Genomic DNA, 23004 nt, shown 5'->3' with positions numbered 1-23004 from the left:
CGATGCGGCTCTATCAGTCCGCCAGCTTCGGCAGGCACTCATCCAGGCGCTTGTACAGCGCACTGCCAGCGGGCCAGTTGCGCAACAACCGCGCCCGGTCACGGGCAAAGGCCTGGGCAAAGCTAATCTGGGTAGCGTGATGACACATGGCATCCAGATCGATCAGCGACCATTGGCCGTCCTGCCAGAACAGGTTGTGGCCCTTCATGTCGCCGTGGCTGATGCGCTCGTGGATCAACTGAGCGAGCAGGTGCTGCAAGGCCTGCAGTTGCTCCTCGGGCACCTCGCCGGATTCGACATACGGCGCGAAACAAGCCAACAGATCCGGGCCATCAGCGTACTCGGTGACCAGATAGGCGCGGCTGCGCAAGCCCATGAAGCGCAGCTCCTGCACCGCCAGCGGCTTGGGCGTGGCAATGCCGAGAAACTCCAGGCGATGCCCTTCGATCCACGAATGCCAGGCCCGGCTCGGGCGCCAGAAGCGCTTGAACCAATGGGCGGTGTTCTTGATGTTGTAGCGCTTGAGCACCAGTGGTCGGCCATTGACCTCGACCTTGGCCACGCTGGCGGCGCCGCCGGTCTTGTACAGGTGGCCCTGGTCGATCAGGGTATCGGCCTGCTCCAGCACCGGCAGCATGGCGACCACTTCGTTGCGACGAATGGAACGCAGGCCCGACGCGCCGCGCTCGACGCTGAACAGCGTGCACTCGCGCCCGGCCTTGTCGAGGTAGTCCTTCAGGCGCCAGCTGCGCACCTTGTCGATCTGCTTCTGCAGGGCTTCCAGCGGCAGCGCGTGCTCGGCGTTGGCCAGCAGGTAATGCACCAGCAGCTCTTCGATAAAGGGCTCCAGACGCTTGGGCAACTGGGCGAACAGTACCCCGAGGTTCTGCAACACCTGTTGGCGCGACAGCGGCTGGCCAAGGGTTTCGGCCTTGATCCCGGCGCCATCGATCAAATACAGCTGGCCGTTATGGCGCAGCAGGTTGTCCAGGTGCAGGTCGTCCTGCCACAGGCCCTTGGCGTGCATCTGCGCCACCGCCGTCAGGGCTTCGCCGAGCACCAGGTGCTGTTCATCGGCCAGCGGCGGCAGGGCTTCGACTTCAGCCCAGGCATCGGCCAGGCTCACGGCGTTTTCGAGAAACTCGAACAGCAGCCAACCGCCCTCGCCTTCGCGCAAACCATCGGCCAGCAGCAACGGCGTGGTCAGGCCCTGGGCGGCCAGCAGCCGCGCACCCTCCAGCTCACGCTGAAAATGCCGGGCAGCACTGCTGCCGACCAGCAATTTGGCCAGCACCGGCTTGCCGCGCCAGATCCCGGCGCCAACATAACGCTGGCCCGGCAGCACCCGCAGCAGGCTGAGCAACTGCAGCTCGGCACTGCCGGCGGCGTCGGCCAGGCTGATGTTCAGGGGCAGATCCGGGCTGCGCCCGGCATCCTTGAGTTCAGACAAACGCATCAGCGAGCCTCTTTCTCACGGCGGCGGCGCGTCAGGCGCTGCAGCCAGGTATCCACCAGCGGGCTGTCGGTGGGCTGGTCCAGGTAGGACGAGAGCATCACCCGCACTTCAGCTTCGCTCCAGATCGGTGCCCGGCGCAACAGCGGCTCAAGGTCCTTGAGCCGGTCACGCATGCCCAGCAGCAGCGGCCGGGTTTTCTCCAGGTCGATCAGTTGCGCCAGCCAGCCATCGCTACGGGTACGCAGGAAGATATGCTTGGGGTAAAAGCAGCCATGCACCTGATTGGCAGCGTGCAGGGTACGCGCAAGCTGCCCGCAGGCGCGCAGGATGCCCTGGCGCTGGCCAATGTCCAGCTGCGGCCACTGCGCCAGCAGGCTGTCGAGGTCGCTCCAGTCATCCAGGGCACGGGTCATGAGGATCGCCCGACGCTCGCCTTCGACCTTGCGATCGCCGTAATACACCGCCTGCAAAGCGGGAATCCCGAGCTTCTGGTAGCGGCTGATATTGCGAAACTCGCGAGCAAAGGTCGGCTCGCCGAACGGCCGGTGCAGGGTACGGGTCAGGTAATCGCTCTGGCGCTTGAGGTAGTAGCCTTTGCCTTCAAGCTCCAGGCGATAGACGCTGCTCCAGCCGCCACGACCGGTATTGGGCTCATCCACCGCATCGAGCTGCAGGGCCCAGAGCTGGTCGAAACCGTTGAGGCCATGGCGCTCAAGCAGTGCCACATCGGCACTGGCAAGAAAGTCAGTCATTCGCGTCCCTCGAAAAACGTCACCACATGGCGAATGCGGCGTTTGTCCGATTCATTCAGACGCTCGCGCCCGCGGTACTGCAGGTAGAAGCGCAGACGCTGGGTGTTCGACAAGTGATACTTGGCCACTTTGTCCAGGCACGCCAGGTCTTTGGTGATGCGGTAACGCAGCATGAAGCCCCACCAGAAATCGCCGGTCGGGCAGTCGATGAAGAATAGCGTGGCCTGGTCATCCACCAGCAGGTTGCGCCACTTCAGATCGTTATGGGTGAAGTGGTGGTCATGCATGATTCGCGTATGCCGGGCCAGCTGACGGCTGATGTGGTCAACCCAGCCGCGATCGGCCAGACGCGCATCGTTGCGCTCGGCCAGGGCCGACAGATCTTCGGTGCGCGGCAGCTCGCGGGTGATCATCGCCCCGCGGCCAAAGGCCAGGCCATTACGCTCAAGGCCAAAGGCGACCACTTCGGCGGTGGGGATGTCCCACTTGGCGAACTGCTTGAGGTTCTGCCATTCGGCCTTGATCCGCGGGCGCCCCAAATACCGGCGCAGGCCTTTGCCTGCGCCGGTATAGCGTTTGACGTAATAGTTGACCCCGTCGCGCTCGACACGGATCACTTCGCTCAGCGGGTCGTGGGTCAGGCGCTCGCCCTTGAGGGCGAACACCGCGTCGATGCTGCCAAAATCCGTCGCCAGGGCCTGGTAGGCAGGCTCCAGTTTCCAACCCGCCATCAGAGCGCGTCTCCGTACCGTTGTTTACGCTCGTAGAGCTTCTGCGCCTTGCCTTCCAGCCAGGCCAGCAGCCCGGCTTCCTCGGCCAGAATCTGCCGTAGCGGCTGCTGGAAGTAGCCACGCAAGAAGCGCAACTTGTCGCGCCGGGTCAGGCCGATGTCCAGTGCCGAGAAGTACAGCGCGGCCAGGTCCTTGTCACGCCAGCGGCGGGAGATTTTCGCCCGGGTCTGGGCGCGGTGCAGGTCGATAACCGACAACTTGAAGTCATCGGCGGTCACCGGCCGGTCGGTGTGCAGCAAGAAATGGCAGATGTAGCAGTCGCGGTGGTTGACCCCGGCGCGGTGCATCATGCCGGTCATGCGCGCTACTTCGGCGATCAGCGCACGCTTGAGGCGCGGCGCGGGTGGCTGCTTGACCCAGTCGATGCTGAAGTCTTCGAGGCTGACGGTCGGTGCCAGTTCTTCAGTGACGATGAACGAATGCTGGGCAGCCGGATTATCACCGCGCTCACCATAGGCCACCGCAGTCATGGTCGGCACGCCCACTTCGTGCAGGCGCTGGATGGCCTGCCATTCCTGGCCGGCGCCGAGCACCGGCAGCTTGGCGGTGAACAGGTTCTTGAAGATCTCGCCCCAGCCGATGCCACGGTGGATCTTGACGAAATAGCCACGGCCTTCGACTTCGGTGCGCAGGGTACGGCGGCCTTCCAGCTCGCGGTACACCTCGCCTTGCAGGGCCTCGACGGCCTCGAAGGCATCGCGCCCGGCCCACAGGCGCTTGAACGGCTCAGCCAGTATCAGTTTCATGCGCGCTCCTGCGCCAGGATCACGTCGGCGGCATGCTCGGGCATGCTGTAGAGGTCGGCGCTGTCGGCAAACGCCAGGCCATGGCGCGCCCACGCGGCGCGTGCCTGGCCGTCTTCGAGCATGCGCTGCAGGTAGCGGTTGAGCTGCTCCTGTTCGAACGGCTCATCGAGCACCAGGCCGCTGTCGGCTTCGGCGATGTAATGGGCATAGCCGCACACGGCCGAAACCAGTACCGGCAGCCCGGCGACCAGCGCTTCGAGCAGCACGGTGCCAGTGTTTTCGTTGTAGGCCGGGTGGATCAGCAGGTCGGCGCCGAGCAGAAAGCGCGGGATATCGCTGCGGCCCTTGAGGAACTGCACCTGGTCGCTCAGCCCGAGGGTTGCGCTTTGCAGCTGGAACACCTTGGGGTCGTCCTGGCCGATGACCATCAAGCGCGTGCGCTTGCGCAAGGACGACGGCAAGGCGGCCAGGGCCTTGAGGCTGCGGTCGACACCCTTGGTCTTGAAGCCAGAGCCAATCTGCACCATCAGCAGCTGATCATCCTCAAGGCCGAACTCACGACGGAATTCGGCGCGGATCTCGGCGGCATTGGCCGGCGCGCGGCGGTCCTGGCTGATGCCAGGTGGCAGCAAATGGAAGCGCTCGATCGGTGTCTGGTAATGCTTGATGAACAGCGGCTGCTGGACTTCGGAGATCATCAGGATCTCGGTCTTGGCATCCTTGGCGAACACCGCCCGCTCGTACTCGGCAAAGTGCCGGTAGCGGCCCCAGCGCCGATACAGCGAGTTGCGCAGGTTCTGCGCCTTGTCTTCGAAGCAGCCGTCGGCGGCGTAGTAAACGTCCAGCCCGGGCATCTTGTTGAAGCCGATCAGGCGGTCAACCGGGCGCTTGGCCAGGTCCGCTTCCATCCAGGCACTGAGTTTCTCGTTGCGCCGATGGTTGAACAGCGCCTTGACCGGTGCCACCAGCACTTCGAAGCCCTCGGGCACATCGCCTTCCCAGATCAGCGTGTAGACGCGGATCTGGTGACCGCGACGCTGACACTCCAGGGCAATGCGCATGAAGTCACGCTGCAGGCCGCCGAAGGGAAAATACTTGTATAGAACAAAAGCCAGTTGCATCAACGAACATCCTCAGCCAGCAGCAACGCGCGCAATTGGCTCGCCACACGCTCGGGATTCAGGCGAGTGAAGCACAGTGGCCACTCGCGTTTGAGATCGAACCGGCGCTGGTCATCAGCGCTCGGCTTGTAGGTACATTTTTTTTGCAGGCACGGCGCGCAGGCAAAATCGCTGGCGATATGCACCTGGGACTTGCCATAGGCACCGGTGAGGCCCGGGTTGGTCGGGCCGAACAGTGACAGGGTCGGTACATCCAGTGCTGCCGCCAGGTGACCGAGGCCGGTATCCACGGCAATGCAGGCCTTGGCTGCGGCCAGTACGCGGGCGACTCCGACCAGGTTCAACTTGGGCAACACCTGGCAGTTGCTCAGGCCCTTGGCAATGCGCTCGGCTCGCGCCTGCTCGGCCGGGTTGCCCCACGGCAGGCGTACCTGCAGGCCTTGCTGGCCGAGGCGTTCGGCCAACTGACGCCAGTAGGCTTCCGGCCAGTGCTTGGTCGCCCAGGTGGTGCCGTGCAGGAACACCACGAACGGCGCCGCCGGCGGCAACTGCAGGCGGTTGAGGTCCAGGCCGTAATCGCCCAGACCAGCCGGCAGGTTGTAGCCCAGAGCGAGGGCGAACAGCTGGCGCACCCGCTCCACCGCATGCTGGCCGCGCTCCACCGACAAACGCCGGTCGTAGAAGCGGCTCGCCAGCCCTTCACGGGCCGAGTAACGGTCCATGCCGGCCACCGGCGCCTTGACGTAACGGGTCAGCCAGGCGGATTTGACCAGGCCCTGGGCGTCGATCACCAGGTCGTACTTGCTCTCGCGCAGACGCTGCTTGAACTGGCGCCATTCGCCGCTCTTGAAGGTCTGCCAGAGGTTCTTGCGCCAGCGACGAATGGCCACCGGGATGATCTTGTCCACCGCTGGATGCCAGCTGGGGATCTCGGCAAAGCCTTCTTCGACCACCCAGTCGAAGCGGATGCCGGGGATTGCCCGGGCGGCGTCGGTCAGCGCCGGCAGCGCGTGGATCACATCGCCCAGGGACGAGGTCTTGATCAGCAGTACCCGCACTTAGTCGACCTCGGCCATGACGTCGATCAGGTTCGGGCCGTTCAGGCGCTGCAGCGCAGCCTCCACGGCTTCCGGCTCCAGTTGACGCAAGCAGTTGTAATGGCCGAATCGGCAGGTACGGTCGAAACAGGGGCTGCAGTCCAGGCCCAGGCGCACCACCTCGACCTGATCGGCCAGGGGCGGAGTGAAGCCCGGCGAGGTCGAGCCGTAGACCGCCACCAGTGGACGGTTCAGCGCGGCGGCCACATGCATCAGCCCGGAGTCGTTGGACACCACCGCATTGCTGCACGACAGCAGGTCGATGGCTTCGGCCAGCGAGGTCTCGCCGCTGAGGTTGCTGGCTTCTTCGCGCAGCCCCGGAATCAAGCGGGCACGAATGGCCTCGCCGACGGCGTGGTCGTTCTTCGAGCCGAACAGCCAGACTTGCCAGCCTTCGCGGATCTTGGTCTCGGCAACCTTGGCGTAATGCTCCGACGGCCAGCGTTTGGCTTCACCGAACTCGGCACCGGGGCACAGCGCCAATACCGGACGGTCCAGGCTCAGGCCGAACTTGGCCAGGGCGGCGTCGCGGCTCTGCGCTTGAATCTGCAGGCTCGGGCGCGGGTACGGCTTCGGCAGCTCGGCACCAGCCGGGTAGGCCAGGGCCATGAAGCGCTCGATCATCAGCGGGTACTTGGCCTTGTCGAGCTTGCGCACGTCGTTGAGCAGGCCGAAACGCAGCTCGCCGCGCCAGCCGGTGCGCTTGGGGATGCCGGCAAAGAACGGCACCAGCGCCGATTTCAGCGAGTTGGGCAGCAGGATCGCCTGGTCGTACTGGCCGGCCAGGGATTTGCCGATACGCCGACGCGTAGCCAGTTCGAGCGCGCCGTGGCCGAGCGGGAAGCTCAAGGCCTGACGCACTTCGGGCATGCGCTCGAGGATCGGCCGGCTCCACTCGGGTGCCAGCACATCGATCACACATTCCGGGTGACGCTGCTTCAGGCACTGGAACAAAGTCTGCGCCATTACCATGTCGCCCACCCAGCTGGGGCCAATGATCAAAATTCTCATGCTTTATCCAGAAACGATCAGGGAGGCTGCAAACTGTCCGCAAACAGCCTGGCCTCCCCTCTTTATATTCAGGCTATATGTCGACCAGTGTACGCCACTCGGGCTGTACTGTGGTCGTGGCAGGCGTCCTGATGCCTGAACCGCCTGGCCGATGTATCAACTCAAGCCCAGCTCCGACCAGATCCGCCGCACCTCCTGGCGCTCCTGAACGAACTGTCCGGCATCGATCACCCCGGCCTGCTTCTGCAGGGCCTGGCGGTGCGCGGCGGAACGGAACGCCTTGTACACCTCGCGCAGCAGCACGGCATCGCTGGCGGGCATCAGCCCGGCCTGCTCGAGCTCTTCGAGGATGCGGATATTGTCGGTCCAGCGCAGCAGCGCCGGATGGTCGTGAGACCAGGCCAAAGCGGCGTATTGCACCATAAATTCGATATCGACGATACCACCGGCATCCTGCTTGATATCGAAGGGCACACCGGCATCGAAGGCGTTGGCCGCCGTCCCGGCGGCGCTGAGCTTGGTGCCGAGGTTGTCGCGCATCTTGGCGCGCATCTCGCTGACCTCGGCCTGCAGCTTGGGCAGGTCGCGCGCCTGGCCGAGAATGCGTGCACGCACGGTCTCGAACGCCGAACCCACCTGCGGGCAACCGACCAGCACCCGGGCGCGAACCAGGGCCTGATGCTCCCAGGTCCAGGCTTCGTTTTGCTGGTAACGCTCAAAGGCGCCCAGGGAGCTGACCAACAAACCTGAGGCACCCGAGGGGCGCAGGCGCATATCAACGTCGTAGAGCTGGCCGGAGTTGGTCTGGGTGGTCAGCAGGTGAATAATGCGCTGGCCCAGGCGGGTGAAGAACTGCGCGCTGTCGATCGGCTTGGCACCGTCGGTTTCGGCCTGCGGGTCACCGTCGTGGATGAATACCAGGTCCAGGTCCGAGCCGTGGCCCAGCTCGATGCCACCCACCTTGCCGTAGCCGACAATAATGAAGCCCGGGTCGCACAGGCTGCCGTCGCTGCGCTTGGGCTGGCCGTGACGGCTCACGGTCTGGCGCCAGGCCAGGGCCAGCACCTGGTTGAGGATGGCTTCGGCCAGCCAGGTCAGGTAGTCGCTGACTTTCATCAACGGCAGGTTGCCGGCGATTTCCGAAGCGGCCACGCGCAGGCTGTGGGCCAGCTTGAAGTGGCGCAGGGCTTCCATTTGCTGTTCAAGGTCGTCTTCGGGGATGCGCGTCAGCCGCTCGCGCAACTCGGCGGCCAGTTCCGGGGCCTGCGGCGGGCTGAACAGGCGGCCTTCGTTGAGCAGCTCGTCGAGCAATAGCGGGAAACGGGTGATCTGTTCGGCGATCCACGGGCTGGCGGCGCACAGGGTCAGCAGACGGCGCAGCGCCCCGGGGTTTTCGGTGAGCAGCACCAGGTAGGCCGAACGCCGGGCTACGGCTTCGACCAGCGGCAACACCCGCTCCAGCACCAGGTCCGGGTCGGCGTGCTCCACCGCCTGGGCCAGCAAACGTGGGATAAAGGCATCCAGACGCTCACGACCCAGGCGCTGCATGGCCCGCAACTGCGGGCTGACGCGCAGGCCGGCAAGCTGCTTGAGGGCTTTTTCCGGGTCGGCGAAACCGGCGTCCTGCAACTGACGGCAGGCGGCCTCTTCATTCTGGGCTTCTTCCCACAGCGGCAGCCATTCGCCGCCGACGATCACTTCACCTTCTTCATTCTCGTCTTCGTCCGGGTCGGCAATCACCTGACGGAAGTGCCAGTCGATCCGCCCACGCCAGTGCATCAGCTGGGCATGGAAGCTCGGCCAGTCGGCAAAGCCGAGCATGAAGGCGATGCGCGCGCGGTCCAGTTCGTCGTCCGGGAGCATCTGGGTCTGGCGGTCGGCAATCGCCTGGATCGCGTGTTCGGTGTAACGCAGGAACTCATAGCCTTCACGCAGCTCGGCAATCACCGCCGCTGGCAGGTAGCCCTGCCCTTCGAGGGTCGACAGCACCTTGAGCAACGGTCGTTGTTGCAGGCTCAGGTCGCGCCCGCCGTGAATCAGCTGGAAGGCCTGGGCAATAAACTCGACTTCGCGGATGCCGCCGGCACCCAGCTTGATGTTCTCGGCCATGCCCTTGCGCCGCACTTCCTGCTGGATCAGCTGCTTCATGGTGCGCAGCGCTTCGATCGCCGAGAAGTCCAGGTACCGCCGGTAGACGAAGGGCCGCAGCATATCCAGCAGTTGCGCACCGGCGACCTGGTCGCCAGCCACCACCCGCGCCTTGATCATCGCGTAGCGTTCCCAATCGCGGCCCTGATCCTGGTAATACTGCTCCAGGGCATTGAAGCTGAGCACCAGGGCGCCGGCCGAACCGTAAGGGCGCAGGCGCATGTCGACGCGGAACACAAAACCGTCGACGGTGATCGGGTCCAGGGCCTTGATCAAGCGCTGGCCCAGGCGGGTGAAGAACTCCTGGTTATCCAGCGAGCGCTTGACCCCTTCAGTCTCGCCGCCTTCAGGGAAGGCGAAGATCAGGTCGATGTCCGACGACAGGTTCAGTTCCACCGCGCCGAGCTTGCCCATGCCCAGCACCACCATGTGCTGCGGCTGGCCGCTGCGGTGGCCGATCGGAGTGCCGAACTGCTGGCAATGGCGCGGGTACAGCCAGTTGTAGGCCTGGTCGATAGAAGCGTCGGCAAGGTCGGACAGGTCGCGGCAGGTCTGCACCAGGTCGGCCTGGCGGGTCAGGTCGCGCCAGATGATCCGCACCTGCTGGCGGCTGCGCTGGCGGCGCAGGTTGCGCGCCAGTTCGTCTTCGCTCTCGGCAGCCTGGGTGGCGGCAGCGATCTGCGCGCACAGCGCACCTGGGGCAAATGCCCGGTCGAGCTCGCCACTGGCGGCCAGATCAACCAGCATCGCCGGGTCGCGCAGCACCTGTTCAAGGACGAAATCACTGGCCGCAGTCACCCGGGCGAACTGCGCCCAGCGCTCGGCGTTCCAGCCTTCAACAGACAATTCGGGGAGCTGGGCGACAGCCGCACGAAACGATTGCTCGTTACGGCTGACCAAGGCAGTGAGGGTGGCCGGCAGTTCGGCCAGCAAAGGCAGGCTCATGGTCTATCCTTGATCGGCGAGAAAAGATTGGCGAGTGGGAGCGGGCTTGCCCCGCGATTGGGCTTTTTCAGGAAAATCGCTTCGCGGGGCAAGCCCGCTCCTACCGACCACTGCTGGACTGTCGTACAAAAGTTAGAAATAGCTGTAAAAACTGATTTTCTGGCAGAAACCATCGCAGCAAACCTTTTCTTAACTTGTTTTTAACCACCGGTATCGATTTTTCCCACAACCCGAACAGCGGCCACGAGCCATTTTTGTGTAGTTTTACTACTGCCCGATCACCTCAAAAGCATGAAATGGTGATTCATTTGTAGTAAAACTACACAACGCCGGTACACTCTCCGGTAATCCAAGAATTTCATGTCGTCTGCCCAAAAGGCCAGTCGCAAACTCAGGCAACCGATTCTGGAAGCCTTTCCGCCCTGGAGCAAGCCATGCAAGACCTCGATCCCGTCGAAACCCAGGAATGGCTGGACGCCCTGGAGTCGGTTCTCGACAAAGAAGGCGAAGACCGCGCTCACTACCTGATGACCCGTATGGGCGAGCTGGCCACCCGTAGTGGCTCTCAGCTGCCATATGCCATCACCACGCCATACCGCAACACCATCCCCGTAACCCACGAAGCACGCATGCCTGGCGACCTGTTCATGGAACGCCGCATTCGCTCGTTGGTACGTTGGAACGCGCTGGCCATGGTGATGCGCACCAACCTGAAAGACTCGGATCTGGGCGGCCACATCTCCAGCTTCGCCTCCAGCGCCACCCTGTATGACATCGGCTTCAACTACTTCTTCCAGGCCCCGACCGACGAGCACGGCGGCGACCTGATCTACTTCCAGGGTCACGCTTCGCCAGGCGTCTACGCCCGTGCGTTCATGGAAGGCCGGATCACCGAAGACCAAATGAACAACTTCCGTCAGGAAGTCGATGGCAAGGGCCTGTCGTCCTACCCACACCCATGGCTGATGCCTGACTTCTGGCAGTTCCCGACCGTTTCCATGGGTCTGGGCCCGATCCAGGCGATCTACCAGGCGCGTTTCATGAAGTACATGGAAAGCCGTGGCTACATCCCTGCCGGCAAGCAGAAGATCTGGTGCTTCATGGGCGACGGCGAGTGCGACGAGCCGGAATCCCTGGGCGCAATCTCGCTGGCTGGCCGCGAGAAGCTGGACAACCTGATCTTCGTCATCAACTGCAACCTGCAGCGCCTCGACGGCCCGGTTCGCGGCAACGGCAAGATCATCCAGGAACTCGAAGGCGTGTTCCGTGGCGGTGGCTGGAACGTCAACAAAGTGGTCTGGGGCCGTTTCTGGGACCCGCTGCTGGCCAAGGACGTCGACGGCATCCTGCAACGCCGCATGGACGAAGTCATCGACGGCGAGTACCAGAACTACAAGGCCAAGGACGGCGCGTTCGTCCGTGAGCACTTCTTCAACACTCCAGAGCTCAAGGCCATGGTCGAAGACCTGTCCGACGACGAGATCTGGAAGCTCAACCGTGGTGGTCACGACCCGTACAAGGTCTATGCGGCCTACCACCAGGCGGTCAACCACAAAGACCAGCCGACCGTCATCCTGGCCAAGACCATCAAGGGTTACGGCACCGGTGCTGGCGAAGCCAAGAACACCGCGCACAACACCAAGAAGGTCGACGTCGACAGCCTGCGTCACTTCCGCGATCGTTTCGACATCCCGGTCAAGGACGAAGAGCTGGAAAACCTGCCGTTCTTCAAACCTGAAGAAGGCAGCGCCGAGGCCCGTTACCTGGCCGAGCGCCGCAGCGCCCTGGGTGGCTTCGTGCCGCAGCGCCGCGCGAAGAGCTTCAGCATCCCGACGCCGCCACTGGAAACCCTGAAGGCGATCCTCGACGGCTCGGGCGACCGTGAAATCTCCACCACCATGGCCTTCGTGCGGATCCTCGCGCAACTGGTCAAGGACAAGGAAATCGGCCAGCGCATCGTCCCGATCATCCCGGACGAAGCCCGCACCTTCGGTATGGAAGGCATGTTCCGCCAGCTGGGCATCTACTCGTCCGTCGGCCAGCTCTACGAGCCAGTCGACAAAGACCAGGTGATGTTCTACCGCGAAGACAAGAAGGGCCAGATCCTCGAAGAAGGCATCAACGAAGCGGGCGCCATGTCCTCCTTCATCGCTGCCGGTACTTCGTACTCGAACCACAACCAGCCGATGCTGCCGTTCTACATCTTCTACTCGATGTTCGGCTTCCAGCGTATCGGTGACCTGGCCTGGGCCGCTGGCGACAGCCGCACCCGTGGCTTCCTGATCGGCGGTACCGCCGGCCGTACCACCCTCAACGGTGAAGGCCTGCAGCACGAAGACGGTCACAGCCACATGCTGGCCGCGACCATCCCGAACTGCCGCACCTATGATCCGACCTACGGCTACGAGCTGGCGGTGATCATCCAGGACGGCATGAAGAAGATGACCGAAGAGCAACAGGACGTCTTCTACTACATCACCGTGATGAACGAGTCCTACCAGCAGCCAGCCATCCCGGCCGGTGTCGAGGAAGGCATCATCAAGGGTATGTACCTGCTCGAGGAAGACACCCGCGAAGCTGCACACCACGTTCAGTTGCTGGGCTCCGGCACCATCCTGCGTGAAGTGCGCGAAGCGGCGAAGATCCTGCGTGAAGAGTTCAACGTTGGCGCCGACGTCTGGAGCGTTACCAGCTTCAACGAACTGCGTCGCGACGGCCTGGCCGTAGAGCGCAGCAACCGCCTCAAGCCTGGTCAGAAACCTCAGGTTACCTACGTCGAAGAGTGCCTGGCTGGCCGCAAGGGCCCGGTCATCGCCTCCACCGACTACATGAAGCTGTTCGCCGAACAGATTCGCCAGTGGGTACCGAGCAAAGAGTTCAAAGTCCTGGGTACCGATGGCTTCGGTCGCAGCGACAGCCGCAAGAAGCTGCGTCACTTCTTCGAAGTCGACCGTCACTTCGTGGTGCTGGCTGCCCTGGAAGCCTTGGCTGACCGTGGCGATATCGAACCTAAGGTCGTGGCTGAAGCCATCACCAAGTTCGGCATCGACCCGGACAAACGCAACCCACTGGACTGCTGAGGAGTATTTTTAAGTGAGCGAACTCATTCGCGTACCTGACATCGGCAGCGGTGAAGGTGAAGTCATCGAGCTGTTCGTCAAAGTTGGCGACCGTATCGAAGCCGACCAGAGCATCCTGACCCTGGAATCGGACAAGGCGAGCATGGAAATCCCTGCTCCCAAGGCCGGTGTGGTCAAGAGCCTGAAGGTCAAGCTGGGCGACCGCCTGAAAGAAGGCGACGAACTGCTGGAACTGGAAGTCGAGGGCGCCGCTGCTGCGGCCCCTGCGGCTGCCCCTGCCGCAGCACCTGCTGCCGTGGAAAAACCTGCTGCTGCCGAGGCCCCTGCGGCCCCGGCCGCTGCACCGGCGGCTGCCACTGTCCAGGACATTCATGTTCCGGACATCGGCTCCTCGGGCAAGGCCAAGATCATCGAGCTGCTGGTCAAGGTTGGCGACACGGTCGAAGCCGACCAGTCGCTGATCACCCTGGAATCCGACAAGGCCTCGATGGAAATCCCGTCGCCGGCTGCCGGCGTGGTGGAAAGCATCGGCGTCAAGCTGGAAGACGAAGTCGGCACTGGCGACTTCATCCTCAAGCTCAAGGTCCAGGGCGCCGCCGCGCCAGCAGCAGCGCCTGCCGCTGCGGCTCCGGCCAAGGCTGAAGCTGCGCCCGCCGCAGCCGCCCCTGCGCCAGCTGCCAAAGCCGAGACCGCACCTGCTCCTGCTGTTGCCCCTGCGGCAAACGGTGCCAAGGTGCATGCCGGCCCTGCCGTGCGTCAGCTGGCCCGTGAATTCGGCGTCGAGCTGAGCGCCGTCGCTGCCAGCGGCCCGCACGGTCGTGTGCTCAAGGAAGACGTACAGGTTTACGTCAAGGCCATGATGCAGAAGGCCAAGGCAGCTCCAGCCGCCGGTGCAACCGGTGGTGCTGGTATTCCGCCGATCCCGGAAGTCGATTTCAGCCGTTTCGGCGAAATCGAAGAAGTGCCGATGACCCGCCTGATGCAAGTTGGCGCCACCAACCTGCACCGCAGCTGGCTGAACGTGCCGCACGTGACCCAGTTCGACAGCGCCGACATCACCGAGCTGGAAGCTTTCCGCGTAGCCCAGAAGGCCGTGGCCGAGAAGGCTGGCGTCAAGCTGACCGTGCTGCCCCTGCTGCTCAAGGCCTGCGCCCACCTGCTCAAGGAACTGCCGGACTTCAACAGCTCGCTGGCCCCTAGCGGCAAGGCGATCATCCGCAAGAAGTACGTCAACATCGGCTTCGCGGTTGATACCCCGGACGGCCTGCTGGTCCCTGTGATCAAGAACGTCGACCAGAAGAGCCTGCTGCAACTGGCTGGCGAAGCTGCTGCCCTGGCGGAAAAAGCCCGGACCAAGAAGCTCTCGGCCGACGACATGCAAGGCGCCTGCTTCACCATCTCCAGCCTCGGCCACATTGGCGGCACCGGCTTCACGCCGATCGTCAACGCGCCGGAAGTGGCGATCCTCGGTGTGTCCAAGGCGACCATCCAGCCAGTCTGGGACGGCAAAGCCTTCCAGCCGAAGCTGATGCTGCCACTGTCGCTGTCCTACGATCACCGCGTGATCAACGGTGCAGCTGCTGCGCGCTTCACCAAGCGCCTGGGCGACCTGCTGACCGACATCCGCACCATGCTCCTGTAATTGCTGTTTCCTGTCTCCCCTGCCGGGGAGACAGGCTCCCTTTTCGAGCTGCCACGCTCGTACCTCAACCCCGTCATTTTGGCGGGGCTTTTTTTATCTGCTGGAATGGTCCCCCTGTGGGCGCGGCGATGCGGCGGTCCGACTTGCCCCGCGATGGGCAGCGTCTGACTTAAGATTCCTACGCCAATGCCGACACAGTTAGTACGGAGGTCTCTGTATCGCTTGTCAGCCTCAAGCGCATGATGCAACCTTGCCGACACGCGTAGTAGCAGATTGCTCTATTTGCGCGAACAGCCTTCTTGAAGCGAGCTCTCGATGAAAAGCCAACCTGATGCCGCCAGCCGTATGGTGGCCGAGGTCGTGACGCAGTTGCCCGTGCCCTCGCGGCTCGGGATGCTGCGTTTCGAGCGGCTGAACGAGGCGAGCTGGGCGCTGCTCTATCTTGATCCTGGTTGTGAACGGCAATTTGGCCTGGCCGCAGTGGAACTCTGTGCACTGGTCGGCTCGCCCTACGCCAGCCTGATGGAGCCCGAAGCGCGCTACAAACTGCACGATGCCATTCAGTTGCAACTGGCCCAGCGCCCGCATTACCTGGTGCGCTATACCCTGCACACCGCCCAGGGCCCGCTGCACCTGCTGGAGCTGGGCGAAGCCTACAAGCAGCACAACCGCCAGTTGCTGCGCGGTTACCTGATGGTCCTCGACAGCCAGCCGGGTGACACGCCAGACCTGTCGGCCGCCGACCTCGAAACCCGCAACAGCCGCCTGCAGATCGCGTTGCAGCTCAACCAGCGGGCCCAGCAGGAACAGCTCGAGCACCTGGAGCGGGTACGTGCCCAGCAGGACCTGATCCTGCACCTGGCCCGCCATCGCTACAGCGCCAGCAATTCGCTGCTCGAAGCCGCCGAACTGATCACCCGCAGTGCCTGCGAGATCTACAAGATCGACTGCGCGAGCATCTGGTACCTGGAAGACCAGCACCTGCAACCAATCTCGGCGTTCTACCGAGACACCCAGGAATACCGCCTGCCCGAGCCGATCGACGCCAGTCGTTTTCCCGATTACCTCGAAGCCCTGCACACCAGCCGCGCCATCGACGCCCACAACGCCACCCACGACCCGCGCACCCGGGAAATGGCCGAGAGCCTGCGCCCGCGCGACATCAACGCCATGCTCGACGCCAGTATCCGCATCGATGGCCAGGTGGTCGGGGTATTGTGCCTGGAGCAAACCGGCTCGGCGCGCGCCTGGCAAACCGATGAAATTGCCTTTGCCGGCGAGCTGGCCGACCAGTTCGCCCAGGTCATCAACAACCACAACCGGCGCACCGCGACCAACGCCCTGCACCTGTTCCAGCGCGCCGTCGAGCAAAGCGCCAACGCCTTTTTGCTGGTCAACCGCGACGGCGTGGTCGAGTACGTCAACCCAAGCTTTACCGCCATCACCCAGTACAGCACCGATGAAGTCCACGGCCACCGCCTGTCGGAACTGCCGGCGCTGGAAAACTTGAGCGAACTGCTGTTCGACGCGCCGTCCAGCCTGGCCATGGGCAACAGCTGGCAGGGCGAATTCAAGAGCCGGCGCAAGAACCTCGAGCCCTACTGGGGCCAGCTGTCGATTTCCAAGGTGTTCGGCGACAACCGCGAACTGACCCATTACATCGGCATCTACGAAGACATCACCCAGAGCAAGCTGGCCCAGCAGCGCATCGAGCGCCTGGCCTATACCGACAATCTGACCAGCCTGGGCAATCGCCCGGCGTTCATCCGCAACCTCGACGAGCGCTTCGCCCGCGACAGCGACAGCCCGATCAGCCTGCTGCTGGTGGACATCGACAACTTCAAGCGGATCAACGACAGCCTCGGCCACCAGACCGGCGACAAGCTGCTGATCAGCCTGGCCCGGCGCCTGCGCAACAGCCTGAGCCCCGGCGGCAGCCTGGCGCGCTTTGCCAGCAACGAATTCGCCGTGCTGCTCGAAGACACCGACCTGGAGGGCGGCCAGCAGGTTGCCCAGCAACTGCTGCGCACCCTCGACAAGCCGATGTTCGTCGACAACCAGCTGATCAACGTCACCGGCTCCGTGGGCCTTGCCTGCGCGCCGCTGCATGGCCGCGACCCGCAGACCCTGATGAAAAACGCAGGCCTGGCCCTGCACAAGGCCAAGGCCAACGGCAAGCACCAGGTCCAGGTGTTCACCGAGGCGCTGAATGCCGAAGCCAGCTACAAGCTGTTCGTCGAGAACAACCTGCGCCGTGCCCTGACCCAGAACGAACTGGACGTGTTCTACCAGCCCAAGCTGTGCCTGCGCAGTGGCCGCCTGCTGGGCCTGGAAGCGCTGCTGCGCTGGAACCATCCGGAAAAGGGCATGATCCGCCCCGACCAGTTCATCAGCGTCGCCGAAGAGACCGGGCTGATCATCCCTATCGGCAAGTGGATCGCCCGCCAGGCCTGCCGCATGAGCCAGAAGCTGCGCACCGAAGGCCTGGGTAACCTGCAGGTGGCGATCAACCTCTCGCCCAAGCAGTTTTCCGACCCCGACCTGGTCGCCTCGATCGCCAACATCCTCAAGGAGGAAGCCCTGCCCCCGCACTTGCTGGAGCTGGAGCTGACCGAGGGCCTGCTGCTGGAAGCCACCGAAGACACCCACCGCCAGCTCGACCAGCTCAAGCAACTGGGCCTGACCCTGGCCATGGACGACTTCGGCACCGGCTATTCGTCGCTGAGCTACCTGAAGAAATTCCCGATCGACATCATCAAGATCGATCGCAGCTTCATCCACGAAATCCCCGACAACCAGGACGACATGGAGATCACCTCGGCGGTGGTGGCCATGGCCCACAACCTCAAGCTCAAAGTGGTTGCCGAAGGCATCGAGACTGCCGAGCAGCTGGCATTCCTGCGTCGTCACCGCTGCGATGTCGGCCAGGGCTACCTGTTCGACCGGCCGATTCCAGGCAGTGAGCTGATCGATAAGCTCAAACGCTATCCGCGTGGCCCTATCGCCTGACAGCGGCGTTTCTCTCGGGCAATATAGAGTTCATTCAGGCCCCTTCGCGGGGCAAGCCCGCTCCTACCTTTTATCAGCAGAGGAACGATCATGGTCCTGCGCTCGGAGATTCTGGTGAACAAAAACGCCCTGCCCACTGCGGAACAGGCCCTGCCTGGCCGCGAAACGCCGATGACCCTGCCCGAGAAGCATTTCGTCTTCAAGGACACCCCGCTGCTCGGCCCGTTCTTCGAAGGCGCCATCGACTTTGCGATCTTTGGCCTGGGCTGCTTCTGGGGTGCCGAGCGGCGCTTCTGGCAACGTGAAGGCGTGGTCAGCACCGTGGTCGGCTATGCCGGCGGCTTCACCCCCAACCCGACCTACGAAGAAGTCTGCTCGGGCCTGACCGGCCACACCGAAGTGGTGCTGGTGGTGTTCGACAAGGACAAGGTCAGCTACAAAGAGCTGCTGGCGATGTTCTGGGAACTGCACAACCCGACCCAGGGCATGCGCCAGGGCAACGACGTCGGCACCCAGTACCGCTCGGTGATCTACTGCACCAGTCCCCAGCAACTGGACGAGGCACTGGCCAGCAAGCAGGCCTACCAGGCCGAACTGAGCAAGGCCGGCTTCGGCGAAATCACCACCGAGATCGACCAGGCGCCGACCGTGTACTTCGCCGAAGCCTACCACCAGCAGTACCTGGCCAAGAACCCAGAAGGCTACTGCGGCATCGGTGGTACCGGTGTCTGCCTGCCACCGAGCCTGCAAGGCAACTGAGGGATCGACATGTCCGCACCGAGCATGACCCTGTTCCATTCGCCGGCCTCGCCGTTCGTGCGCAAGGTCCTGGTGGTGTTGCACGAAACCGGGCAGACCGACCGCGTGGCCCTGCACGCCGTCAACCTCACTCCGGTCAACCCGGTAGCCGAGCTCAACCAGGGCAACCCGGCGGGCAAGATCCCGGCCCTGCGCCTGGCCGACGGTAGCGTGCTGCACGACAGCCGGGTGATCTGCGAGTACCTCGACCTGCAGCATGTCGGTAACCCGCTGATCCCCCGTGAAGGCTGGCCGCGCTGGCACCGCCTGACCCTCGCCTCGCTGGCCGATGCGATCATGGATGCCGCGGTGCTGACGCGCTACGAGACTTTCCTGCGGCCCAAGGACAAACAATGGGACGCCTGGATCGAAGCGCAACAGGACAAGATCCGTCGTGGCCTGAGCAACCTTGAGCAGGAACACTTCGCCGAACTGGCCTCGGTGTTCGACATCGCCGCCATCGGCGTGGCCTGTGCCCTGGGTTACCTCGACCTGCGCTTCCCGGACTTCGGCTGGCGTGAGCAACAGCCGCAGCTGGCGGGGTGGTATGCGCAAGTCAGTCAGCGTGAGTCGATGCAGGCGACTGATCCTTCGGCTACCTGACATTGCCAGGGGCTGCTGTGCAGCCCATCGCCGGCAAGGCCGGCTCCCACAGTGCATCGGTGTACCGCTGACTGTGTGGGAGCTGGCTTTGCCAGCGATGCAGGCGCCGCGCATTACCAGACAGCAGAGCAATCTCATCCCCGACAAGGCCGGCGCCGACAATCACTTCTGCTGTCCACAGGCCGGCGATGTGGGTCGCCAGCACTGCACCCAATACCCTCTCCTCGCGCAAGCCACTCATGACAGTTTCACCTGGCCAACCCGATACCAGTCCAGGCGACGGGTCAGGACCATGAACACACCCAGCAGGCCGAACAGCAGCAGCGAGCCCATCAGCAGCGCGTAATCCTCGGCCGTCAGCAGGCCGTAGAGCATGCCGTAGAGCAGCGCCAGGCCCAGGGCAAAGCCCATGCCGCGAAACACGCTGTGCAGCACGTGGCACAGGTAGAAGCCGATCAGCAACACGCAGCCCCCCGCCGACAACGCATAGGCCTTGGCAAAGCCCAGGTGCTCGGACAACGACAGCAACAGCAGGTAGAAGAACGCCAGGGCCACGCCCACCAGGCCGTACTGGATCGGGTGCACGCTGAGGCCCTTGAGCACTTCGAAGAGGAAAAAGCCGGCAAAGGTCAGGGCAATGAACAGCAATGCATATTTGATTGCCCGTTCGCTTTTGAGGTACTGGTCCACCGGGTCGACGAAGCTGACGCCGAAGGCACGCCCATTGAAATCATTGCACTGCTCGTTGACCACGCACTGGGTCAAGGCGTCTTCGAGGTTGGTGGAGAAGAACGAGGTTTGCCAGCGCGCCGAAAAACCACCGGCATCGACCTTGCGGCTGCTTGGCAGGTAGTTACCGTCGAAGCTTGGGTGCGGCCAGTTGGCGGCCATGCTTACCGTAGTGCTGCGGCCCATCGGCAGCACGTGCAGCTGTCCGGTGCCTTGCAGGCTGAGGTCGAACGCGTAATTGAGCACGGCCTCGGCCTTGCCATCGATGCCCGGCAACAGCGCATGGACGCCACCGCTCATCCAGCTCAGCTTGGTACCGGCGGCAAAGTCCAGACGCTGCTCGTTGAGCTGCAGTTGCAGGCCTTTTTCGATGCCGCGGATGTCGCTGATGCCCACCACCAGGAACGCCGGATCGAAGCGGTAGTCGGCAAAGTCCTCGGTAATCCCCCAGTTGGCCGGAATCTTGAATTGGCCACTGATGTGATTGTCGGCGTGGAACAGGCGCGCCTCATAGATACCGCGCGAACGCAGTTCGGTGTCGATGCCTGCCTTGAGGTCGAAGGTTTCCGGCAAGAAGTACAGATGGCCGGCGACCTGGCTGGCTTCCTGGTAGCTCTTGCCGTCTTCGGTCTTCCAGCGCCGCTCGATCTTGCGGTATGGCACCACCAGCATCGGCCCGCTGATCTGCTGGGCAAAGCTGGAGCTCTGGGCAATGTCGCGCACCACCTGGTCGCGTTGCTCCTGGCGGTCCTGGATCAAGCCGCCAATCATCAGCAAGGGAATCAGCAACAGTGCGATCAGGATGGCAATGGCACCCAGTTTGTAGCTCAGATTTCGGTTCATGGACGGGACTCCGGTTTCGATGGGCAGAGTCTGCGCAAGCGAAATGGAGCCCTTGGGGAGTTATGTGGAGCCTGTGTGCAGACTCTGTGAAGTTTTCAGCCCAGGCGCTTGGCCGGCAACCACAAACGCACGCGTACGCCGTCCTCGACGTTGGCGACTTCCAGCGCGCCGCCATGCAACTGCATCACCTCTTCGACGAAATTCAGCCCCAGGCCGGTGCTCTTGCGCCCGCTGAACGGTCGCGGCAGCGAGTAGAAACGTTCGCTGAGACGACCCAGGGCATAGTCAGGAATCGCCTCGCCCTGGTTGAACAGGCTCAAGGCCACGCGGCCGTCCCCGTGCTCCAGCTCGAACACCAGCAAACCGCCCGGCGGGGTGAAGTCCAGGGCATTGTCCAGCAGGTTGGCAATGGCCTGGCGCATCAGGAAGGGGTCGCATAACAGCCGCGCAGCGACGGGTACGCGCTGACGCACCTGCAGTTCGCCGCTTTCGATCCGCGCGCCCTGGGCCAGCAGCAGCTCGTCGACCAGCGCCGCCAGCGGCACCTGCTGCTGTTCTTCCAGCTCCTGCATCTGCTCGACCTGGGCCAGGTTGAGCAGGCGCTCGATCAACTGCTGCATGCGCGCACTTTCGCTTTCGATATTGCCGGCAAAGCGCTGGCGCTGCTCGTCGCTCATCGGCCCTTGGAGCAGTTCGGAGGCACCGCGGATCGCCGCCAACGGGCTTTTCAGCTCGTGGGTCAGGGTGTGCACGTAACGTTCGACGTAGTCCTTGCCTTCGAGCTGGGTACGCATGCGCTCCACCGCTGCCGCCAGTTGCCACAGCTCACCGCCCCGGTAATGCGGCAGCGCCGTGCGCTCACCCTCACTGACCGCCTGGGCATAACGGGTCAGCCTGCGCAGCGAGCGCGCCAGCCACCACGACAGCGCCGCGCCCACCAGCAGGCCAAGGCCGATCAGGCCCAGGCCGAGGTACAGCAGGCGCCGCTCGGAGCGGTCGATATAGGGTTGCAGCGACTTGTTCGGCTTGGCCACGGTGACCACGCCGATAATCCTGCCTTCATCGAGAATCGGTGCCGCCACGTGCATCACCGACGACTCCGGATCCTCCGGGTTGCTGCGGGTCGAGCGTGCACCGTACTGGCCGCGCAAGGTCAGGTAGACGTCGTTCCAGCGCGAATAGTCCTCGCCCACCGCCACACCTGCGGAGTCGAGCAACACCTTGCCCTGGGCATCGGTGACGTAGATGCGGTGGTTGACCTGGTTCTTCGACAAGCCCCAGATATCGGCCTTGGGCTGGCGCTGGCCGTAGGCACGCAGCAGTATCGGCAAGCGGCTCTGGCCAAGGGTGCCGGCCTTGACGTCGTCGTGGAGGATTTCCGCAAGCAGGTTGGCGGTGTCGACCAGGGTTTCTTCGGTGGACTGGCGCACACCCGGGCGAATCTGCTCGCGCACGGTGCTGAGGATGAAATAGCCGGTCAGCCCGACGAACAGGAAATACACCAGGAAAATCCGTATTCCCAGGCGCATCAGCTGTGGCTCGGGCTGTAGCTGTAACCGAGGCCCCGGTGGGTCTGGATCGGCTCGGCGTCGGCGGCCACCGCGCGCAGCTTGGCGCGCAGGCTCTTGATATGGCTGTCGATGCTGCGCTCGTAGCCGACATCGGCGGCAACGCCGACGGCATCCAGCAGCTGCTCGCGGCTGAATACTCGCTCGGGTTGTTCCAGCAGGCTTTGCAGCAGGCGAAATTCGTGGCGGGTCAGGCTCAGGGCCTGGCCGTGGTAGTGGATCTGCATGCGCAGGGTATCGACCTGGAACAGCTCCGGGGCACTGGCAAGCGGTTCGGCGCGCGGCGCCATGCGCTTGAGGATCGCCCGCACCCGTGCCGCGACTTCGCGGGGGCTGAAGGGTTTGACCACATAATCGTCGGCACCGATTTCCAGGCCCACCACCCGGTCGATTTCACCGTCGCGGGCGCTGAGGAACATCACCGGCACCTCACTGAAACGGCGCAGTTGCCGGCAGGTTTCGAAGCCGCTGATATCCGGCAGGCCGATGTCGAGGATGATCAGGTCGGCCGGGCGCTGGCGTTGCTGCTCCAGCGCGGCGCTGCCGAGGGTCACCCACTCGGTGCTGTGGCCGTCGCCTTGCAGGGCGAAAATCAGCGTATCGGCAATGGCCGCTTCGTCTTCGACAATTAAAATGTGGGGCATCTGGAGCGGCAAGCCTCAAGC

Annotated in this window: 17 protein-coding genes; 5 read left to right on the top strand and 12 right to left on the bottom strand. The window is 63.6% G+C overall.

Annotated elements, in window-relative coordinates:
* Positions 1 to 13 precede the first annotated feature (13 nt).
* From JV241A_RS01485 to glnE, 8 genes are all read right to left on the bottom strand, one after another.
* Positions 14 to 1456, bottom strand: coding sequence for a lipopolysaccharide kinase InaA family protein (locus JV241A_RS01485; protein WP_134061248.1), 1443 nt, complete (start codon positions 1454 to 1456; stop codon positions 14 to 16).
* Complete coding sequence (locus JV241A_RS01480) at positions 1456 to 2208, bottom strand: lipopolysaccharide kinase InaA family protein (RefSeq protein ID WP_134061247.1); 753 nt, start codon at positions 2206 to 2208, stop codon at positions 1456 to 1458. The genes JV241A_RS01485 and JV241A_RS01480 overlap by 1 nt, the downstream gene beginning before the upstream one ends.
* Positions 2205 to 2939, bottom strand: coding sequence for a lipopolysaccharide kinase InaA family protein (locus JV241A_RS01475; protein WP_115084964.1), 735 nt, complete (start codon positions 2937 to 2939; stop codon positions 2205 to 2207). The genes JV241A_RS01480 and JV241A_RS01475 overlap by 4 nt, the downstream gene beginning before the upstream one ends.
* Positions 2939 to 3745 (bottom strand): lipopolysaccharide core heptose(I) kinase RfaP, encoded by an 807-nt coding sequence (gene rfaP, locus JV241A_RS01470; protein ID WP_134061246.1) that lies wholly within the window; start codon positions 3743 to 3745, stop codon positions 2939 to 2941. Before rfaP ends, JV241A_RS01475 begins: the two co-directional genes overlap by 1 nt.
* Positions 3742 to 4866 (bottom strand): glycosyltransferase family 4 protein, encoded by a 1125-nt coding sequence (locus JV241A_RS01465; RefSeq protein WP_134061245.1) that lies wholly within the window; start codon positions 4864 to 4866, stop codon positions 3742 to 3744. Before JV241A_RS01465 ends, rfaP begins: the two co-directional genes overlap by 4 nt.
* The gene (waaC, locus tag JV241A_RS01460; RefSeq protein WP_115084961.1) at positions 4866 to 5924 is read right to left on the bottom strand and encodes a lipopolysaccharide heptosyltransferase I; all 1059 of its coding nucleotides are present in this window, start codon (positions 5922 to 5924) and stop codon (positions 4866 to 4868) included. The genes JV241A_RS01465 and waaC overlap by 1 nt, the downstream gene beginning before the upstream one ends.
* Entirely contained in the window at positions 5925 to 6974 is a 1050-nt protein-coding gene (waaF, locus tag JV241A_RS01455; RefSeq protein ID WP_134061244.1) for a lipopolysaccharide heptosyltransferase II, read from the bottom strand. It lies immediately after the preceding gene.
* Positions 6975 to 7130: 156 nt separating this feature from the next.
* Entirely contained in the window at positions 7131 to 10067 is a 2937-nt protein-coding gene (gene glnE, locus JV241A_RS01450) for a bifunctional [glutamate--ammonia ligase]-adenylyl-L-tyrosine phosphorylase/[glutamate--ammonia-ligase] adenylyltransferase (protein ID WP_115084959.1), read from the bottom strand.
* A 434-nt stretch (positions 10068 to 10501) separates the two neighbouring features.
* On the opposite strand from glnE, the gene aceE reads away from it, so the two are divergent.
* The 5 genes from aceE (at position 10502) to JV241A_RS01425 (ending at position 19199) form a co-directional block, all read left to right on the top strand.
* Entirely contained in the window at positions 10502 to 13147 is a 2646-nt protein-coding gene (aceE, locus tag JV241A_RS01445) for a pyruvate dehydrogenase (acetyl-transferring), homodimeric type (protein ID WP_115084958.1), read from the top strand.
* A 13-nt stretch (positions 13148 to 13160) separates the two neighbouring features.
* A complete protein-coding gene (gene aceF, locus JV241A_RS01440; protein WP_134061243.1) occupies positions 13161 to 14789 on the top strand; it encodes a dihydrolipoyllysine-residue acetyltransferase in 1629 nt (542 codons plus the stop codon).
* A 315-nt stretch (positions 14790 to 15104) separates the two neighbouring features.
* Complete coding sequence (locus tag JV241A_RS01435; protein ID WP_115084956.1) at positions 15105 to 17798, top strand: GGDEF and EAL domain-containing protein; 2694 nt, start codon at positions 15105 to 15107, stop codon at positions 17796 to 17798.
* A gap of 90 nt (positions 17799 to 17888) precedes the next feature.
* Positions 17889 to 18557, top strand: coding sequence for a peptide-methionine (S)-S-oxide reductase MsrA (gene msrA / locus JV241A_RS01430; protein ID WP_115084955.1), 669 nt, complete (start codon positions 17889 to 17891; stop codon positions 18555 to 18557).
* 9 nt (positions 18558 to 18566) lie between these two features.
* Positions 18567 to 19199, top strand: a complete 633-nt coding sequence (locus JV241A_RS01425; protein ID WP_115084954.1) for a glutathione S-transferase — start codon at positions 18567 to 18569, stop codon at positions 19197 to 19199.
* Here the strand turns inward: JV241A_RS01425 and JV241A_RS01420 are convergent.
* From JV241A_RS01420 to creB, 4 genes are all read right to left on the bottom strand, one after another.
* Positions 19192 to 19440, bottom strand: a complete 249-nt coding sequence (locus tag JV241A_RS01420) for a hypothetical protein (RefSeq protein ID WP_115084953.1) — start codon at positions 19438 to 19440, stop codon at positions 19192 to 19194. The genes JV241A_RS01425 and JV241A_RS01420 overlap by 8 nt on opposite strands.
* Positions 19437 to 20771 (bottom strand): cell envelope integrity protein CreD, encoded by a 1335-nt coding sequence (creD, locus tag JV241A_RS01415; RefSeq protein ID WP_115084952.1) that lies wholly within the window; start codon positions 20769 to 20771, stop codon positions 19437 to 19439. Before creD ends, JV241A_RS01420 begins: the two co-directional genes overlap by 4 nt.
* Before the next feature lie 95 nt (positions 20772 to 20866).
* Positions 20867 to 22300 (bottom strand): two-component system sensor histidine kinase CreC, encoded by a 1434-nt coding sequence (gene creC, locus JV241A_RS01410; RefSeq protein WP_115084951.1) that lies wholly within the window; start codon positions 22298 to 22300, stop codon positions 20867 to 20869.
* Entirely contained in the window at positions 22300 to 22983 is a 684-nt protein-coding gene (gene creB / locus JV241A_RS01405; protein ID WP_115084950.1) for a two-component system response regulator CreB, read from the bottom strand. Before creB ends, creC begins: the two co-directional genes overlap by 1 nt.
* Positions 22984 to 23004: the final 21 nt, after the last annotated feature.

It is taken from the genome of Pseudomonas sp. JV241A, assembly GCF_900275665.1.
In the GTDB taxonomy this organism is placed as follows: domain Bacteria; phylum Pseudomonadota; class Gammaproteobacteria; order Pseudomonadales; family Pseudomonadaceae; genus Aquipseudomonas; species Aquipseudomonas wadenswilerensis.
Note: the sequence above shows the minus strand (reverse complement) of the source record. Positions and strands in the feature narration are given on the sequence as shown.

What these genes read in the sequence shown, in the direction of transcription:
- creD (WP_115084952.1), bottom strand. Translation starts at nt 20,771, where the DNA reads ATGAACCGAAATCTGAGCTACAAACTGGGTGCCATTGCCATCCTGATC.
- aceE (WP_115084958.1), top strand. Translation starts at nt 10,502, where the DNA reads ATGCAAGACCTCGATCCCGTCGAAACCCAGGAATGGCTGGACGCCCTG.
- creB (WP_115084950.1), bottom strand. Translation starts at nt 22,983, where the DNA reads ATGCCCCACATTTTAATTGTCGAAGACGAAGCGGCCATTGCCGATACG.
- JV241A_RS01465 (WP_134061245.1), bottom strand. Translation starts at nt 4,866, where the DNA reads ATGCAACTGGCTTTTGTTCTATACAAGTATTTTCCCTTCGGCGGCCTG.
- JV241A_RS01480 (WP_134061247.1), bottom strand. Translation starts at nt 2,208, where the DNA reads ATGACTGACTTTCTTGCCAGTGCCGATGTGGCACTGCTTGAGCGCCAT.
- JV241A_RS01425 (WP_115084954.1), top strand. Translation starts at nt 18,567, where the DNA reads ATGTCCGCACCGAGCATGACCCTGTTCCATTCGCCGGCCTCGCCGTTC.
- glnE (WP_115084959.1), bottom strand. Translation starts at nt 10,067, where the DNA reads ATGAGCCTGCCTTTGCTGGCCGAACTGCCGGCCACCCTCACTGCCTTG.
- JV241A_RS01420 (WP_115084953.1), bottom strand. Translation starts at nt 19,440, where the DNA reads ATGAGTGGCTTGCGCGAGGAGAGGGTATTGGGTGCAGTGCTGGCGACC.
- JV241A_RS01475 (WP_115084964.1), bottom strand. Translation starts at nt 2,939, where the DNA reads ATGGCGGGTTGGAAACTGGAGCCTGCCTACCAGGCCCTGGCGACGGAT.
- waaF (WP_134061244.1), bottom strand. Translation starts at nt 6,974, where the DNA reads ATGAGAATTTTGATCATTGGCCCCAGCTGGGTGGGCGACATGGTAATG.
- JV241A_RS01485 (WP_134061248.1), bottom strand. Translation starts at nt 1,456, where the DNA reads ATGCGTTTGTCTGAACTCAAGGATGCCGGGCGCAGCCCGGATCTGCCC.
- rfaP (WP_134061246.1), bottom strand. Translation starts at nt 3,745, where the DNA reads ATGAAACTGATACTGGCTGAGCCGTTCAAGCGCCTGTGGGCCGGGCGC.
- msrA (WP_115084955.1), top strand. Translation starts at nt 17,889, where the DNA reads ATGGTCCTGCGCTCGGAGATTCTGGTGAACAAAAACGCCCTGCCCACT.
- JV241A_RS01435 (WP_115084956.1), top strand. Translation starts at nt 15,105, where the DNA reads ATGAAAAGCCAACCTGATGCCGCCAGCCGTATGGTGGCCGAGGTCGTG.
- creC (WP_115084951.1), bottom strand. Translation starts at nt 22,300, where the DNA reads ATGCGCCTGGGAATACGGATTTTCCTGGTGTATTTCCTGTTCGTCGGG.